Consider the following 16,160-nt stretch of genomic DNA (forward strand, 5'->3'; position numbering starts at 1 on the left):
AAAAGCAACAAAAGTAACCGTTAAAAAATCTAAATAGCAGTGAAGGCCGTTTAACTTACAGGTTAAACGGTTTTTTTTGTGAGAAAATGAATGAAAACACCGCTCGGTGATGAGCGGTGTCGGTACAGAAATACAAGCGGGGAATTATGTACTATCAAGGACATCCGATAACATTCGAGTGTTTGTCGATATAAAGGATGAAACGGAAAACCGAAAGTTTGCAAACCATTCAGTGGGAAATTGATGAAAATGGGAAAAAACCTATCGAGATAGAACTGAAAAATGGCTATAACGTGTCTATTGAAAAAATAGATAATGATGGTTATATATCGAATGAGGGTGATCTGATAGTAGAGAGAAATAATGAGGAAAGTGATTAATTTAAGGGGATTAAATACTTCCGAAAATATTAGGAATCCAGCACAAAAGCGGATTCCTTATTTAAAATGTAAATACCTAGGGCGGGATTTCCGAGGATCCACATATCCGCCGGTTATTTGATGTCCGAGAGAGCTCGCGATGACTACTGCTGCAAAGAGGAGGATGATTTTCTTCAATTAAAGAACTTCTTTCCGTTTTTTTATTTTTAAAGATTACACCCAAATGCTTCTGCCTTCAACCCCCTTTTTATGGATGTTGGATTAATTGTGACAAATATTAATGATAAAGTAGCTGGTATTCACTTAGAAATGAAAACTTTAAAAAATTCACTAATATAGATAAGAATAATAAGAGGTTATGAATTTATGGGAGTCAGCCCTTGGCGGACTCTCTTTTGCTTGTGGATCCGCCAACTCCGCCACTTCGATCTTGAATTGCTCTTAAAGCATGAGTTTTTCTCTAGCTTGATGTGGAATATATGTAATTCGTCGGGAGGCAAATTGGGATTACTGTAAGGCTAGGGAGATGACTGGGCGGGGAGGTCTTGATGCGGTAAATAGGGCGAAATGAAAAAAATGAAGGGGCAAGTTCGATTTATCTTGCCCCTTCATTTGCCCCTTCATTTGTCACTTCATTTAGTGAATTCACTTCTCAGAAGATAGACGACATCGAATTTCTTCAACTCGTCCATATGGCCATCACTATCACCATAAAAATCATTGGAAAGTGAACGTATGCCTTCATTTCCGTTTGAATAACAAATACTCGCCAATACAAGCTTTTTTGTGCTGTTTATTTTGAGTTCGTCAGCACTGCCCCATACGCTCGATTCCATTTCACCAATGGTTTCAAGATAAGTAGCTGTATCCGTACCAGCGTCATTTTGAATGCTGATGTTGAACATCGACTGATTTTGATCTGCAATCGTTTTGGAGGTCGTAAAGATGATTGTCCCATTATCACTGACGGCAGTCGTCATGCGTCCCATTTCTGGTTCGACAAGTTTGCCAAATTCATATTTTTCGACCCAGACGGACATCTCCTTGTATGTATCATCAACATTGAAATCGATAAGAAAGGAATGTTCACTAGAATTCTCCAGGATGGCTTTTTCCCTTGCAGTCAACTCAGGAACTGAAAGGTTATTCCCGGATTTTGGCTCATCAGCCTTACAGGCGACTAACGAAAGTGAGGTCAGGGATAGGATGATGGATAGAAAGATCTTTTTCATGTTTTTTCACCTCTTGTATACTATTTACCTGATTAAAACCAAATCTTGTATATTATAACATTATAGTGAAATTGGGACACGGCAAAAAGGCAAGCAATCGTTATGCTTGCCTTTTTGTTGCATTTAGAATGGTTGAGAAAGAGTCTGATTGGAAACATCGACGTCATTTTGAAGCAATTGGTACAAGTCGTAAGCAGGATAGAGGTTTCTTTCATAAAGGTAGTGGAATATCTTGGCGTGGGTATCGATGGCTCCATTTAAATGTTTCCTAAATACTTTTCGAAGGGAAGGGGTGGCTGTTTCAGTAATGGTACCAGCATAATTTTTGATGGATGATTTGGCAAAAATCAGCAATTCCCTAGCAGCAGCGGCTGATGCGTCATCCCGGCCCGTCTTAGGCGTCAATGGATAAAATTTCAGCAGATCCATGATGTTTTGAGTAAGGGAATCGATCGTTTGCCTATATATCGTTTTTAAAATGGGATCTTTTATTTTCGGATAAGCTTTTTTAAATTTCATAAGAGCATTGGACTGGGCGGCGACCAATTCATGAAGCTCAAGTGTTTCATGTATATTCCTCCCGAACGAATAATCTTGTTACGTTATTTGTTAATGGAAAAGGCTGTCCCATCTTCCTTCACATTCACAGTTCAGGAGGATCGCCGTTTTTTATTGATATTGCTCGAGAACAGAGAAGAACTTTTTGGTAAATTGGTAAAAAAGTTTTTCTGATGGTGCCAACTCCCTGTTTTTGGAAGTGATGATGCCGACAGTCCGTTTGACTTCGGGTGAATCGACCGGGATTTTGACAGTCAGTCTTGGAATGACTTCATAAAAGGTACTATCAGGGAGCAGACTGACTCCGATTCCGGCAGATACGAGCCCTTTTATGGAATCCATGTCTTCACCTTCCGAGGCGATGTTCGGTGTGAAACCGGCTGCTTTGCATGCTTCGAGAGCGATAGTGTGAAAGATGTATCCTTTTGGAAACAAGACGAAGGGATCATTTCGCAAGTCACTTAGACGCAGACTTTTCCTTTCGGCCAATGGGTGCGTTATCGGCAGTAAAGCGGAAATGTTTTCCGTGAACAGGATATGACCTTCGATATCTGGATCGTTTGTCGGAATCGGCCCAAGGAAGGCTAATCCGATTTCGCGATTTTTGACAGCTTCCTTTAACGAGGAATAAGATCCCTGTCTTAAATGGAAGCCGATATTCGGCTGCTCATCTTTAAAAGCGGAAATGACGGTAGGAAGTAAATGGGTGGAAAGGCTGGTCGGGAACCCGATTTTAATGCTTCCGTGTTCAGGGTCCAAAAACTCATCAATTTGATATTTGGCATATTCTATCGCCTGTATCGCCGTTTTTGCATGAATCAAGAAAATTTTACCGATGGGCGTTAACTGGATATTACGGCCGATTTTCTCGAATAAAAGAACGCCAAGCTCATCTTCCAGTCTGGAGATTTGCCGGCTGATCGCTGATTGTGCAATATGCAAGTGCTCTGCGGCTTCAGAGACGTGTTCTCTCTCGGCGACTTCAACAAAATAACGTAATTGCCGTAGTTCCATTTATTCATCCTCCTGGCATTCATCTCAAAGTGAGATAGATTCTACTAGAATTATATATTGTTTATATCGATTTGAAAACCTAGAATAAATGTAAGTGACATAACGGTGTAAGAATACGATGGGGGCGATTAATATGACATACAATCAAATACCAAAAGCACAAGGGCTCTACCATCCTGAATTTGAACATGATGCATGTGGGATCGGTTTATACGCTCATTTAAAAGGGCTTGCTACACATGACATCGTCAAACAAGGACTGGATATGCTGTGCCAATTAGATCATCGCGGCGGACAAGGCAGCGATCCCCTTACAGGAGATGGCGCAGGATTAATGGTACAGATTCCTGATGAATATTTCAGGCTGGCATGCCCGGAAATGAATTTGCCGGCAAAAGGACGCTATGGTGTAGGCATGCTCTTTTTCTCTAACAATGATGATGAACGGAATGAAATCGAAACTCGTTTGAATGCATTTATCGAACAAGAGGGCCAAACGCTATTAGGCTGGAGAACGGTTCCTGTTGATGCAACGAAAATCGGGGAGGTCGGCAAGGAGACATGTCCGACGATCCGCCAAGTTTTCATCGGGGCAAGCGTTGGGCTGACAGATGATTTAGCTTTTGAGCGTAAATTGTTCATTATCAGAAAACAAGCTGAAAACTGGGCCCGTGAACGCGGCAAACGTTTTTATTTTGCAAGCCTTTCAAGTGCTACGATCGTATACAAAGGATTATTGACGCCAGAGCAGGTGGATGCTTTTTATCTTGACCTTCAACAGGAGTCTTTCGTTTCGGCTTTTGCTTTAGTGCATTCCCGCTTCAGCACGAATACTTTTCCTAGTTGGGAACGGGCACATCCAAACCGTTACCTGATCCATAATGGCGAAATCAATACGCTTAGGGGCAATGTGAATTGGATGAAAGCGCGTGAGCAGCAGTTCGTGTCGGAAGCATTCGGGGATGACTTGCAAAAGGTCCTGCCTATTCTGGATATAGACGGCAGTGATTCCTCGATTCTTGATAATGCACTTGAGTTCTTCGTGCTTGCCGGGCGTAAGCCGGCACATGCGGCGATGATGCTCATTCCTGAACCGTGGACGGAGAATCCGCATATGACGAAGGAAAAGAAGGCATTTTACGAATACCATAGCATGCTCATGGAGCCATGGGATGGTCCGACGGCCATATCCTTTACGAATGGCAAGCAAATCGGTGCCATCCTTGATCGAAATGGTTTAAGGCCGGCAAGGTATTATGTGACAAAAGATGATTACATCATATTCTCATCCGAAGTCGGCGTGATCGATGTGGAGCCGGAGAATGTATTATATAAAGATCGTTTAAGCCCAGGCAGAATGCTTTTAATAGATTTAGAGGAAGGCCGTATTGTCTCCGATGAAGAGATCAAGTCGGAAATGGCTCAGGAAAAACCATACCAGCAATGGCTGGACGAACAGCTTGTTCAATTGCGTGACGAAGAACCTGTGCTCGAAGGGGAGCCATTGAGTGATTTGTTATTCAGGCAAAAAGCGTTCGGATACACGTATGAAGATGTCCAAAAATATTTACTGCCGGTCATTAACGAAGGCAAAGATCCACTTGGCAGCATGGGGAATGACATTCCATTAGCGGTCTTATCAGATCGCCCGCAATCGCTATTCAACTATTTCAAGCAATCTTTTGCACAGGTAACCAACCCGCCAATCGATTCACTTCGTGAACAGATCGTCACGTCAACGATGACATTTCTGGGTGCGGAAGGAGATTTGCTGAAACCGGATGAAACGAACAGCCGCCGCATTCAATTGGATTCACCTGTATTGACGCCAGGCCAAATGCAGCAGTTGAAAGAAAATGCCTATCCTGAATTCAGGAGCAAAGTCATTCACACTCTATTTTCAGAAGATTTAGATAGTGAACTCGATCGCATCTGCCGTGAAGCAGAACAAGCGATCGCTGATGGTGTCAGCCTTTTGATATTATCTGACAAGGATATGAGCAAAGAAAAAGCTGCGATTCCTTCTCTTCTGGCTGCGAGTGCCCTACATCAAGAGCTGATCCGTCATGGGAACCGTACCAAAGTGAGCATTATCGTTGAATCGGGGGAAGCAAGGGAAGTCCATCATTATGCGTCCCTGATCGGGTATGGAGTGGATGCGATTTACCCATACCTTGCTTATGAAACATATAAGCAGGCGGTATTGGAAGGCAGTTTGTCCATCAGCTACGAAGAAACGGTAAGGAAATATGTACGCTCGTTGACAGAAGGCATCGTAAAAGTGATGTCGAAAATGGGGATTTCAACGATACAAAGTTATCGCGGCGCACAAATTTTCGAGGCGGTCGGAATCGGTGCTGAAGTGATCGAACGCTATTTCAGCGGTACGGCATCGCAGCTTAGTGGGATCGATTTGGAAACGATCGCAGATGAGGCGCTGATTCTCCATAGGAAAGCTGCAGCCGATTCACTTGACCGAACCCTTGAAAGCGGAAGTGATTTTCAATGGAGAAAAACAGGGGAACATCATGCTTTCAATCCTAAAACGATCCATACACTGCAATGGGCCTGCCGGAAAGGCGACTATAATTTATTTAAGCAATATTCAAACATGGCGAATGAAGAGAGACTCGGGTTTTTACGGAATTTATTCTCGTTCGATCAGAAACGCCAAAGCATTTCCATAGATGAAGTGGAAACCGTGGAATCCATCGTCAGCCGATTCAAAACGGGCGCGATGTCATTCGGTTCTTTGAGTCAGGAAGCACATGAAACTTTAGCGATTGCGATGAACCGTTTAGGCGGAAAAAGCAATAGCGGGGAAGGCGGGGAGCATCCTAGCCGTTACCAACTGGATGAAAACGGCGATGACCGCCGCAGCGGAATTAAACAAATTGCATCCGGTCGTTTTGGAGTGAAAAGCCATTACCTTGTTAATGCAGATGAACTTCAAATCAAAATGGCGCAAGGTGCAAAGCCGGGTGAAGGCGGCCAGCTGCCAGGGAACAAAGTATATCCTTGGGTCGCGGAGGTCCGTGGTTCCACACCAGGTGTCGGCCTGATTTCACCGCCTCCGCATCATGATATCTATTCGATTGAAGATCTGGCACAGCTGATTCACGATTTGAAGAATGCGAACCGTGATGCCAGGATCAGCGTCAAACTTGTATCAAAAGCAGGCGTAGGCACGATTGCAGCCGGTGTGGCCAAAGGAGCCGCGGATGTCATCGTTATCAGCGGGTATGATGGCGGTACGGGGGCATCACCAAAAACAAGTATCAAACATACAGGTCTTCCTTGGGAGCTGGGCCTTGCCGAAGCACACCAAACATTGATGCTGAATGGCCTGCGCAGCCGTGTAGTCCTTGAAACGGATGGAAAGTTAATGACGGGACGCGATGTGGTCATGGCAGCTATCCTTGGAGCGGAAGAATTCGGCTTTGCTACAGCACCGCTTGTGGTCCTTGGCTGTGTTATGATGCGTGCTTGCCATTTGGATACATGTCCAGTCGGGGTAGCTACTCAAAACCCTGAGCTTCGCAGCAAATTCACAGGAGATCCGGATCATGTCGTGAACTTCATGCGCTTCATCGCTGAGGAAGTGCGGGAAACGATGGCCGAGCTTGGATTTAGAACACTGGAAGAAATGGTCGGCCGCACTGATGTTTTACAAGTGAGCGAGCGGGCGCAAAACCATTGGAAAGCGAAGCATCTGGACATGACGACACTTCTTTTCCAACCGGAGGGGATACGTACGTATCAACTTCCCCAAAATCATAAAATTGATGAATCCCTGGATATCCGTGAGATTTTACCGGTTGTGGAGCCTGCTTTGGATGACCAAACCCAGGTGGACGTCAGCTTCCCGATTACAAACGTGAACCGTGTGGTCGGAACGATTGTCGGCAGTGAAGTATCCAAACGCTATGGAGAAGAAGGGCTGCCTGAAGATACGATCACACTCCGTTTTACGGGATCGGCAGGCCAGAGCTTCGGTGCGTTCATTCCAAAAGGGATGTCGATGTATTTGACAGGTGATGTCAATGACTATGTTGGGAAAGGCTTATCTGGCGGAAAGATCATTGTCACGGCACCTGCTGGCAATCAGATTGAGGCTGGGGACAATGTTATTGCCGGAAATATCGCCTTATATGGTGGAACAAGCGGCGAGGCCTACATGAATGGCCGTGCGGGAGAACGATTTGCAGTACGGAACAGTGGAGTCAACGTCGTCGTTGAAGGAATTGGCGACCATGGCTGTGAGTATATGACAGGCGGACGCGTGGTCATTCTGGGCAACGTCGGCAAAAACTTTGCGGCGGGCATGTCAGGCGGCATCGCTTATGTACTTGCTGATGATGCAGAAGAATTCAAGGCATTATGCAATGGTGAAATGATAGAATTCGAGACGCTTGATGATATGGATGATGCAAACGAAGTAAAAGAAATGCTTTACAGCCACGTTCATTATACTGAAAGTGCCAAAGCATCGTATGTACTGGAGAACTGGGCGGATTTTGCCAAGAAATTCGTAAAAGTCATTCCGAAAGATTACAAACGGATGATCAAAAGCATCAATGAGCAGAAGCGTGCAGGGCTAACGGATGAAGAAGCGATCATGAGTGCTTTCCAAGCAAATGCCGTTCAAGATAAAAAAATCACTAAACAAGCTGTGATGCAGTAAGGAAGGGGAGAGAAAGATGGGAAAAGCAACAGGATTTATGGATTACCCGCGAGAAAAACCAAAAGACCGGAATCCTCTCACTCGTTTAAGTGACTGGAGAGAATATACAGCTCCTTTCTCTGATGAAAAGTTAAGTACACAGGGAGCGCGGTGTATGGACTGCGCCACCCCTTTCTGCCATATGGGCATGGAATTGAACCGGGTCACAACAGGCTGCCCGATTCATAATCTGATCCCGGAGTGGAATGATTTGGTGTACCGCGGCAGATGGAAAGAAGCATTGGACCGTTTATCGAAAACGAATAATTTCCCTGAATTCACCGGGCGCGTCTGCCCTGCCCCTTGTGAAGGGTCTTGTACGGTAGCGATAAGCGATCCTGCCGTTACCATCAAGAACATTGAAAGGACCATCATCGACAAAGGATTTGAAAATGGCTGGATCACGCCTCGCATCCCTGAAAGCAGAACCGGCAAGAAAATTGCCATCATCGGTTCAGGCCCGGCTGGATTGGCGAGTGCCGACCAGTTGAATCAGGCAGGTCATTCGGTAACGGTTTATGAGCGCTCAGACCGTGCAGGGGGGCTGTTGACATACGGCATCCCGAACATGAAACTTGAAAAAGATGTCGTTGCACGCCGAATTAAATTATTGACCCAGGAAGGCATCGATTTCATTACCAATACAGAAGTAGGCAAAGATATAACAGCCGAAGAACTGCAAAATCAATATGATGCAGTCATCCTTTGCACAGGTGCCCAAAAGCAGCGTGACCTGGTAATTGAAGGACGCGAGGCATCAGGCATCCACCTTGCTATGGATTACTTGACGACTTCGACTAAAAGCCTGTTGGACTCCAATTTTGAAGACGGCAAGTTCATAGACACAAAGGGGAAGGACGTCATCGTCATCGGCGGCGGGGATACAGGAGCTGACTGTGTCGCAACTGCCCTTCGCCAGGAATGTAAGAGCGTCGTGCAATTCGGGAAGCATCCAATCCTTCCGACGGCCCGTACATCCGATAATATGTGGCCAGCCTATCCGAATGTATTTTCCCTTGATTATGCGTATGAAGAAGCGGAAGCGAAATTCGGTGCAGATCCGCGACAATATTCAATCCAAACCAAAAAAATTGTAGCCGATGAAAATGGCAACGTTAAAGAACTGCACACAATCTCAATGGAGAAAATCAAAGGCGAAGACGGAATGTACATTTTCAGGGAAGTTCCAGGAACTGAAAAAGTATGGCCTGCACAATTCGTTTTCATCGCAATCGGATTTGAAGGAACCGAAATGCCGCTATTAACTCAATTTGGCGTAGAAACAGTAAATCAAAAAATTGATGCCGTCTATGGCGAATACAAAACGAATGTCGAAGGAGTTTTCGCTGCCGGAGATGCAAGGAGAGGGCAAAGCCTCATCGTTTGGGCAATCAATGAAGGCCGCGAAGTAGCGCGAGAAGTGGACCGCTACTTGATGGGCGCAACGGTTTTGCCTTAATTTTAAAAAAAGGAAGTGCCATAATGGTGCTTCTTTTTTTTGTGGTGGGAAAAGTGGAACTCACGAGTGAATGATTGGAATTCACGAGTAAATGGCCAAAACTCACGAGTAAAAGGCCGAAACTCACGAGTAAAACGCCGAAACTCACGAGTAAAACGCCGAAACTCACGAGTAAATGGCCGAAACTCACGAGTAAAACGCCGAAACTCACGAGATGTGTCGGGAATTAATCTAGGATTATGGCAAAGAATGCTTTGTCATATTGAATGTTAATAGGGAAACGGTCAAGGTGAAAATCGGTGAATTACTGCCGTATAAATACACGAGGGACTCATGATCAATCCAACGGAAAACAACACGCTTAGGAGAATTCATAAGCGTGTTGTTTATTATTTCAAACTAGATGGCAAGTATTGTTCACACATGATGATATCATCGTCTTTTAGGACATAAGGGTGTGTTTCCAGCAATATGGTTTTCAGGTAGTCTGGCATCCTCTCACCTTTGTACGCACAAATTAAAGGAAACGAAATCAGATTTACAGCTTCATCTACTGTTCTCTCAAAATCTTCTATTATATGCAGCGGTTCTTCCATGGTTGCCCATTCCACATGTGCCCATGATCGGAAAGAGATTTTATTTTCCACATAGGGCTGTACCGTTTTATTAAAGTATTCTTCGATTGCAGGAGGATGATAACTGCCGCTTGAACAATAGAAATCGAAGTTGTTCACAAAGTGAAGGAACTCCATTTGATCTTTCGTTAACCGTGTGCCCAGTTCTTTATGAATAATGGGGTAAATACGGTCATTTTCAACAAGAATGACATAATCTCCCGCTGCGATGCCATCTTGGATGAAGTTCAAAACTTGTTTAATGTACTTTTCCATTTCATTATAGGAATACAGCACATGAACGTTTTTTTGGTCTTGGAACAACTGATTCATTTTGCTTTTCAATATATCAATCCTTCTTTCCTGTATCGCTTCAATTATACTTGAATTCCATAAGCGGGACAAAAATGGGAATTTTTTAAACTGACCGCTTCGTGCTTAGCAAAAACTAAAAAGCAATCCTTCGCCATTGAAGGATCGCTTTTCCTTATTATTTCAGCCGCTCGATTAGGTCAGTCATTTTATCCAAAGTTGTTACGTTCTGGTTGCATTTCATACTGTCCAGACAAATATAATTCCCTTTTCTAATAAATGTCCCTTGGACGGTTCCTTTTGTTTCAGACATAAACATCCCTACTTCTTCAAAGCGACTGCATATGGCACAGATCCCTTTTTTGTTGGCAGGTTTAATGGTTCCATGCAATCCGGTGAGTTTATTATGATGGGGGGCAATGATGAATTTTTTCCCGGAACCGACATCATCCCATCCCAAATATGAAATCTCTCTCAAATCAATGTTTTCCAACAAAGGGACTTTTAATTTCTTTGCTTTAGGAAATAATTTTTTTATCGTTTTTTCGGTTACTACTTTAAATGGGATCACAAATGGCTTTACCTGTAAGAGAAAGGCTTCGGCTTGTGCGGGATCTTTAATGGTATCTACTGGATCCAGCAGTTGTTTTTGCTCTTCGCTCAGGTCGCTGAATAAGCTTAATACTCGTTCTTTGGCGACTGTTTTCAGGGTGTTGATCACATCCTTATCGTTGGCCGTCGCGTGTCCATTTATGAGAATCTGTGTTTGGGATTTTATGAAGTTATACTGCTCGCTCCTGATAAAAGCTTCCATTTTCTTCACTCCTGTTTCTGTTGCTCGTTACTTTTCACATGATATCGTTTTTCTTTACTTTATAGAAATCGCATCTGCTTTAAAAGGGGGAAAACGACTAAGAAACAAACTCGGCATACAAATAGCACTGATATCATTACCAGTGCTACCCATGCAATCCTATTTGGAATAAACGATTTTCTTGATGGTTTCCGCGGAGAGAAAATGTTCCTCTGCTAATTGATGGATGGTATGACCGTCTTTGAATGCATATTTAATAGAGGCATTTCGGTCATCGATCAATTCCCTTGATCCCGAACGGGTTCCCCATTTGTGATGGGCCTTTTCAGGTTTAGGGATATATATGGTTTCACCTTGCACATACTTTTGAATTTCAACGATCAGCTTTTCAGGCAAAACGGCCGTCGCTTTTACATATTTCATTTCTGCCAGCCCCTTATTCTTTTTTTAAAATGAAATAAGGTGCAAAGCCGAATATTAGAAATGATAAGGCGGGCGATTAAGTTTAGCTTAATTCAACCCCATGCAAAGTATCGCCTCCAATACTGGGCTTTGCATGAGATGCTGCAGAAGGTGGCATTAACATTCTGATTGCCATCTTTACACCTCCCCGTTATGTCCCTGAAGAACACGTATTGTTTTTATTATAAAATATATAACGGTGGTTGCCAAACTATTTCCAATGTTAAAGATGACTCGGCGGGCTGATTGTTTGATAATGTTCTGAGTCCATGAAATAATTTGAATGGAAACCAAACTAACCATTATGGGAGCTGACCTTTATGAAAGTATTCGTAGTTGGGGCAAATGGGCAGATCGGTAAATATCTTGTAGATTTATTAAAAGATAGCCCGGAACATAGTGTACGGGCAATGGTTCGTAAAGAAGAACAAAGTAAGCATTTAGAGAAAAAGGGAATTGAATCTGCTCTCGTGAGCTTAACCGGATCGGTGGATGAGATTTCGAATGCGGCAAAAGGCTGCGATGCCATCGTGTTTACAGCAGGATCCGGAGGAAGCACCGGTGCTGATCAAACGCTGTTGATTGATTTGGATGGTGCTGTAAAAACGATTGAAGCGGCAGAAAACTTGGGAATCAACCGATTCATCATGGTGAGTGCTTTTCAGGCCAATAATCGCGAAAACTGGAATGAAGCCATCAAACCATATTATGTGGCCAAGCACTACGCGGATAGGGCATTGTTACAAAGCGATTTAAATTATACCATCATTAAGCCAGGCGGTCTGGTGAATGAACCGGGGACAGGCAAAGTGGCAGCCGCCGAAGAATTGGAGAGAGGTTCGATCGCCCGTGAAGATGTGGCTCGAACGATTTTTGCTTCTTTAACTGAAGAAAATACCTACAAGCGTTCATTTGATTTAATCTCTGGTGATATTGCAATCGCGGAAGCATTAAGGAAAATTTAACGAAAAAGGAGGGCAGGGCCGCTCAGGGTGAGTGGGCCCTGCCTTATTTAATTCCTTCAATATGCTTGATGGCCTTCGCTGGGTTTCCGCCGACAACAACGCCTTCAGGAACATCCTTTGTTACGACTGCCCCTGAAGCGACGACGGAATGATTCCCTATTGTTATGCCAGGATTGATGATGGCCCCTCCGCCAATCCATACATGATCCCCGATCGTAACAGGTTTTCCGTATTCCACTCCAGAGCTGCGTTCAAAGGGATCCAGCGGGTGTGTGGCTGTATAGATATGCACTCCGGGAGCCAACATGCAGTCCCTGCCAATTTTCACTTCACAAACGTCCAAAATGACACAATCGAAATTAGCATAAAAGTTTTCCCCGACAGAAATGTTGTATCCATAGTCACAACGGAAAGTGGGTTCAATATATACATTTAGACCAGTGGAACCTAAAAGCTGTTTCAGCAGGGCAGTTCGTTCATCTCCTTCGCCTTCCGTTGTCTGATTGTATAACCGGGTCAACTTTCTGGCATTTTCCCTATCTCTTACTAATTCCGGATCAGCGGCCATGTAAGGTTCCCCGCTCACCATTTTCTCTTTTTCCGTATTCATGTTAACTCCTCCTATTTACTTGGTTTTTAGATGGTTTTGGCAGATATCAGAATATTGAAATATTTTTCCTGCAAAATAAATTGCAGTACTTTTTACTCAACTTTTCTGTTGAATCTAAATGCCTCGCTCATTTTCTTGAAAAAGAAATTAGAAAAGAAAGATTTTTCCGAATAATGAATGAAATAACTTTGACAAACGTTCCGCCTGATTTTATAGTAAGGAGAGTTATGGATGATTGATAGTTTCATGAAGGTATATTTTAACAGATAGGTAGAATACGTTCGCAGTTCTTGGCACTTTTTTTTACGGGAAATTGATGGACGACTCTTTTCTTCGTTAAGATAATCAACACAATGGAGGGCTCTATATGACACAGAAAGCACCACTTTCTTTTATCATTGTAACAGGGTTAATGCTTTTTGCTTTATTTTTTGGTGCAGGAAACTTAATTTTCCCTGCCATGCTCGGGCAATCCGCCGGGACTAATTTATGGACGGCCAGTTTAGGATTCATCATTACTGGGGTCGGTTTGCCATTCATTACAATATTGGCATTTGGTTTTTCGGGAAAAAATGATGTTCAATCGCTTGCAAGCAGGGCACACCCATTATTCGGCATCATTTTCACAGTCGTTCTTTATTTGTCTTTGGGACCGCTTTTCGCACTTCCCAGAACAGGGAGTGTATCCTACGAAATAGGGATTAAACCTTTCCTTTCTAATGATGTCGGCTTTTTACCATTGCTGATATTCACGATCATATACTTTGGAATTGCCTGTTTATTATCCATCAATCCATCAAAAATGCTGGATATCGTCGGGAAAATATTAACACCATTATTATTGATTTTCATCGGGATCCTCATTGTGGTAGCCATCATTAATCCAATGGGTGAAATCCAGTCACCAGCAGTTGATTATTCAGATAATTCTTTCTTTAAGGGGTTCAAAGAAGGGTATTTGACTATGGATACGCTGGCCGGATTTGCATTTGGAATCATTGTCATCAATGCATTCAAAGATAAAGGGATAACATCAAGAAAAGAAGTGTTAAGATCTTGTGTGAAAGCTGGCATAATAGCTGCCACTTTGTTGGTGATCGTTTATACGTCATTGACTTATGTAGGGGCAACAAGTGTGGAAAAACTCGGTCAGCTGGGGAATGGCGGAGACGTTTTGGCTCAAGCCTCTAATCACTTTTTCGGACCGGCTGGTGCCGTGTTGTTAGGATTGATTGTAATCGCTGCATGCTTAACGACAAGCATCGGTTTGATAACGGCTTGTGCTACTTATTTCAATAAAATACTGCCTGCTGTATCGTATAAATCATATGTCGTCATTTTCGCTGTTTTTAGTGCGGCTGTTGCCAATGTAGGTTTGACCAAGCTCATTTCGATTACAGTGCCTGTGTTAACGGCTCTTTATCCTGTAGCGATCGTTTTGATTGTTCTAACATTCTTCCATTCCTTTTTCAAAGGGAAATCGGAGGTATATTTAGGAAGCTTATTATTAACGGCGATCATCAGCATAATGGATGGAATAGTGGCATCAGGCATTAAAATGGAAGCTGTTTCGGACCTTTTCAATCAATACCTTCCACTATATAGTGTAGGGGTGGGATGGGTGATTCCTGCCATCATCGGCGGTGTATTGGGCTATATGGTATACCTTATGAAAGGTGACCCTAAGGAAGCCTATTAAGGGATATCAGAATGAACTTCGAATAACGTTGCCTCCAGGCACTCGCTTTCCGCGGGCGGTCCGGGAGCCTCCTCGGCGCTCTTTGCGCCTGTGGGGTCTCCCTTGGACGCGCTTTTCTAAGCAGGAGTCTCGAACACCCGCTCCAATCCACTGGAGTGTTTTTTTATTATTTTATAACCCTTATTGGATTGAAGAAATTTGCGACACTCCTGCCGAATAACTGGCTAGCCGAGACCCCGCAGGCGCTTGCGGCGAGGAAGCTTGGCGGAAAGGGAGCGGATTTCTGAAATCAACTGGAACGTCTTTTAAATAAAGAACTGCAGGCAAATTAGCTTTTCCTCTAGTTTGCTTGCAGTCTGGGAGCTGTCTTGATGACAGCTCCTTTTCTTAGTGTTTGTTTTTAATGGGAAAGAGCCTTAAAATGTTCAGAAAGGGGTGTAGGAACACAATGATCAATCGATTACCAATAGAAATCGCAAATATATTACAAGCAAGCAAAAAAAATCCTGTTCAATTCGAGGAATTGATCAGGAGCGGCGGATATCTCCCTCCCGAGATGGAGTTGATGGTGGATGCCATCACGGCCTTAAGCATGGGGAAGAATATCCTTTTGAAGGGTCCGACAGGGGCTGGAAAGACAAAGTTTGCCGAGACATTATCGAATTTATTCAACCAGCCGATGTTCAGTGTCAACTGCTCAGTCGACTTGGATGCCGAAAGTTTATTGGGCTTCAAGACGTTGGCTTACAAAGAGGAAAAACAGGTGATAGAATTCGTTCCTGGACCTGTGACCAATTCAATGAATTACGGTCATTTCCTATATATAGATGAAATCAACATGGCAAAACCGGAAACACTGCCGCTTATCAATGGTGTGCTTGATTACAGAAGGACGATAACGAATCCGTTCACGAATGAAGTCATAACGGCAAAAGATGGCTTTAATGTAATTGCTGCAATCAACGAAGGGTATGTCGGTACAGTGCCGCTGAATGAAGCGCTAAAAAATAGATTTGTCGTAATTGAAGTTCCTTATATCGAAGGGGAGCAGTTAAAGCAATTGATAGAAACCAATACAAAGTTGAAGGACCCAAAAAGCATTGAACTGTTCGTTAAACTGTCGAGTGATTTGATAAATGCCGTGAATCAAGGGAAGGTGGCTGAAGATGCGGCGTCGATCAGGGCTTTGCTTGATGCTTGCGATCTGAGTGTGTTGATCCCGCCGAAACGGGCGATTCTTCGTTCCATAGTGGATAAGTTGGACGAGGAACGGGAGCGTGAGTTTGTGAAGAACTTGGCTGACACATTATTCTAACTA

At 43.6% G+C, this 16,160-nt stretch carries 13 protein-coding genes; 6 read left to right on the forward strand and 7 right to left on the reverse strand.

Annotated features, from left to right (window positions below; translation table 11 throughout):
* The first annotated feature begins 197 nt into the window (after positions 1–197).
* Positions 198–380, forward strand: a complete 183-nt coding sequence (locus tag ACFRAK_RS19455) for a hypothetical protein (protein ID WP_387603074.1) — start codon at positions 198–200, stop codon at positions 378–380.
* Positions 381–1,012: 632 nt separating this feature from the next.
* Here the strand turns inward: ACFRAK_RS19455 and ACFRAK_RS19460 are convergent.
* From ACFRAK_RS19460 to gltC, 3 genes are all read right to left on the reverse strand, one after another.
* Complete coding sequence (locus ACFRAK_RS19460; RefSeq protein WP_394572265.1) at positions 1,013–1,612, reverse strand: hypothetical protein; 600 nt, start codon at positions 1,610–1,612, stop codon at positions 1,013–1,015.
* A 123-nt stretch (positions 1,613–1,735) separates the two neighbouring features.
* Positions 1,736–2,131, reverse strand: coding sequence for a spore coat protein (locus ACFRAK_RS19465; protein ID WP_394572283.1), 396 nt, complete (start codon positions 2,129–2,131; stop codon positions 1,736–1,738).
* Between the two features lie 150 nt (positions 2,132–2,281).
* Positions 2,282–3,184 carry a glutamate biosynthesis transcriptional regulator GltC gene (gene gltC, locus ACFRAK_RS19470; RefSeq protein WP_387603069.1) on the reverse strand — a complete coding sequence of 301 codons (903 nt, stop codon included), beginning with the start codon at positions 3,182–3,184 and terminating at the stop codon, positions 2,282–2,284.
* Positions 3,185–3,317: 133 nt separating this feature from the next.
* On the opposite strand from gltC, the gene gltB reads away from it, so the two are divergent.
* Together gltB and gltD are read left to right on the forward strand one after the other, a co-directional pair.
* Complete coding sequence (gene gltB, locus ACFRAK_RS19475; protein ID WP_394572267.1) at positions 3,318–7,868, forward strand: glutamate synthase large subunit; 4,551 nt, start codon at positions 3,318–3,320, stop codon at positions 7,866–7,868.
* Positions 7,869–7,884: 16 nt separating this feature from the next.
* Complete coding sequence (gene gltD, locus ACFRAK_RS19480; protein ID WP_387704947.1) at positions 7,885–9,366, forward strand: glutamate synthase small subunit; 1,482 nt, start codon at positions 7,885–7,887, stop codon at positions 9,364–9,366.
* Positions 9,367–9,755: 389 nt separating this feature from the next.
* On the opposite strand, the gene ACFRAK_RS19485 is transcribed toward gltD, so the two are convergent.
* The 3 genes from ACFRAK_RS19485 to ACFRAK_RS19495 all read right to left on the reverse strand — a co-directional run bounded on the left by ACFRAK_RS19485 (position 9,756) and on the right by ACFRAK_RS19495 (position 11,529).
* On the reverse strand, positions 9,756–10,325 hold the full coding sequence (locus tag ACFRAK_RS19485) for an MEDS domain-containing protein (RefSeq protein ID WP_387603060.1): 570 nt from the start codon (positions 10,323–10,325) through the stop codon (positions 9,756–9,758).
* 145 nt (positions 10,326–10,470) lie between these two features.
* The gene (locus ACFRAK_RS19490) at positions 10,471–11,106 is read right to left on the reverse strand and encodes a FusB/FusC family EF-G-binding protein (protein ID WP_349729882.1); all 636 of its coding nucleotides are present in this window, start codon (positions 11,104–11,106) and stop codon (positions 10,471–10,473) included.
* Between the two features lie 159 nt (positions 11,107–11,265).
* Positions 11,266–11,529 carry a CD3324 family protein gene (locus ACFRAK_RS19495; RefSeq protein ID WP_101225543.1) on the reverse strand — a complete coding sequence of 88 codons (264 nt, stop codon included), beginning with the start codon at positions 11,527–11,529 and terminating at the stop codon, positions 11,266–11,268.
* A gap of 359 nt (positions 11,530–11,888) precedes the next feature.
* Between ACFRAK_RS19495 and ACFRAK_RS19500 the strand changes: the two genes are divergently transcribed.
* A complete protein-coding gene (locus ACFRAK_RS19500) occupies positions 11,889–12,533 on the forward strand; it encodes an SDR family oxidoreductase (RefSeq protein ID WP_394572270.1) in 645 nt (214 codons plus the stop codon).
* Positions 12,534–12,576: 43 nt separating this feature from the next.
* Here ACFRAK_RS19500 and ACFRAK_RS19505 read toward each other — a convergent pair whose 3' ends face one another.
* A complete protein-coding gene (locus ACFRAK_RS19505; RefSeq protein ID WP_394572272.1) occupies positions 12,577–13,143 on the reverse strand; it encodes a sugar O-acetyltransferase in 567 nt (188 codons plus the stop codon).
* 367 nt (positions 13,144–13,510) lie between these two features.
* Between ACFRAK_RS19505 and brnQ the strand changes: the two genes are divergently transcribed.
* Positions 13,511–14,842 carry a branched-chain amino acid transport system II carrier protein gene (gene brnQ / locus ACFRAK_RS19510; RefSeq protein WP_387603050.1) on the forward strand — a complete coding sequence of 444 codons (1,332 nt, stop codon included), beginning with the start codon at positions 13,511–13,513 and terminating at the stop codon, positions 14,840–14,842.
* 448 nt (positions 14,843–15,290) lie between these two features.
* Positions 15,291–16,157 (forward strand): ATP-binding protein, encoded by an 867-nt coding sequence (locus tag ACFRAK_RS19515; RefSeq protein WP_394572274.1) that lies wholly within the window; start codon positions 15,291–15,293, stop codon positions 16,155–16,157.
* Positions 16,158–16,160: the final 3 nt, after the last annotated feature.

Source organism: Peribacillus sp. NPDC056705, from assembly GCF_043656335.1.

Bases quoted from the DNA above. Each gene is read 5' to 3' on its own strand.
- ACFRAK_RS19455 (WP_387603074.1), top strand. From the start codon at position 198: ATGAAACGGAAAACCGAAAGTTTGCAAACCATTCAGTGGGAAATTGAT.
- ACFRAK_RS19460 (WP_394572265.1), bottom strand. From the start codon at position 1,612: ATGAAAAAGATCTTTCTATCCATCATCCTATCCCTGACCTCACTTTCG.
- ACFRAK_RS19465 (WP_394572283.1), bottom strand. From the start codon at position 2,131: ATGAAATTTAAAAAAGCTTATCCGAAAATAAAAGATCCCATTTTAAAA.
- gltC (WP_387603069.1), bottom strand. From the start codon at position 3,184: ATGGAACTACGGCAATTACGTTATTTTGTTGAAGTCGCCGAGAGAGAA.
- gltB (WP_394572267.1), top strand. From the start codon at position 3,318: ATGACATACAATCAAATACCAAAAGCACAAGGGCTCTACCATCCTGAA.
- gltD (WP_387704947.1), top strand. From the start codon at position 7,885: ATGGGAAAAGCAACAGGATTTATGGATTACCCGCGAGAAAAACCAAAA.
- ACFRAK_RS19490 (WP_349729882.1), bottom strand. From the start codon at position 11,106: ATGGAAGCTTTTATCAGGAGCGAGCAGTATAACTTCATAAAATCCCAA.
- ACFRAK_RS19495 (WP_101225543.1), bottom strand. From the start codon at position 11,529: ATGAAATATGTAAAAGCGACGGCCGTTTTGCCTGAAAAGCTGATCGTT.
- ACFRAK_RS19500 (WP_394572270.1), top strand. From the start codon at position 11,889: ATGAAAGTATTCGTAGTTGGGGCAAATGGGCAGATCGGTAAATATCTT.
- ACFRAK_RS19505 (WP_394572272.1), bottom strand. From the start codon at position 13,143: ATGAATACGGAAAAAGAGAAAATGGTGAGCGGGGAACCTTACATGGCC.
- brnQ (WP_387603050.1), top strand. From the start codon at position 13,511: ATGACACAGAAAGCACCACTTTCTTTTATCATTGTAACAGGGTTAATG.
- ACFRAK_RS19515 (WP_394572274.1), top strand. From the start codon at position 15,291: ATGATCAATCGATTACCAATAGAAATCGCAAATATATTACAAGCAAGC.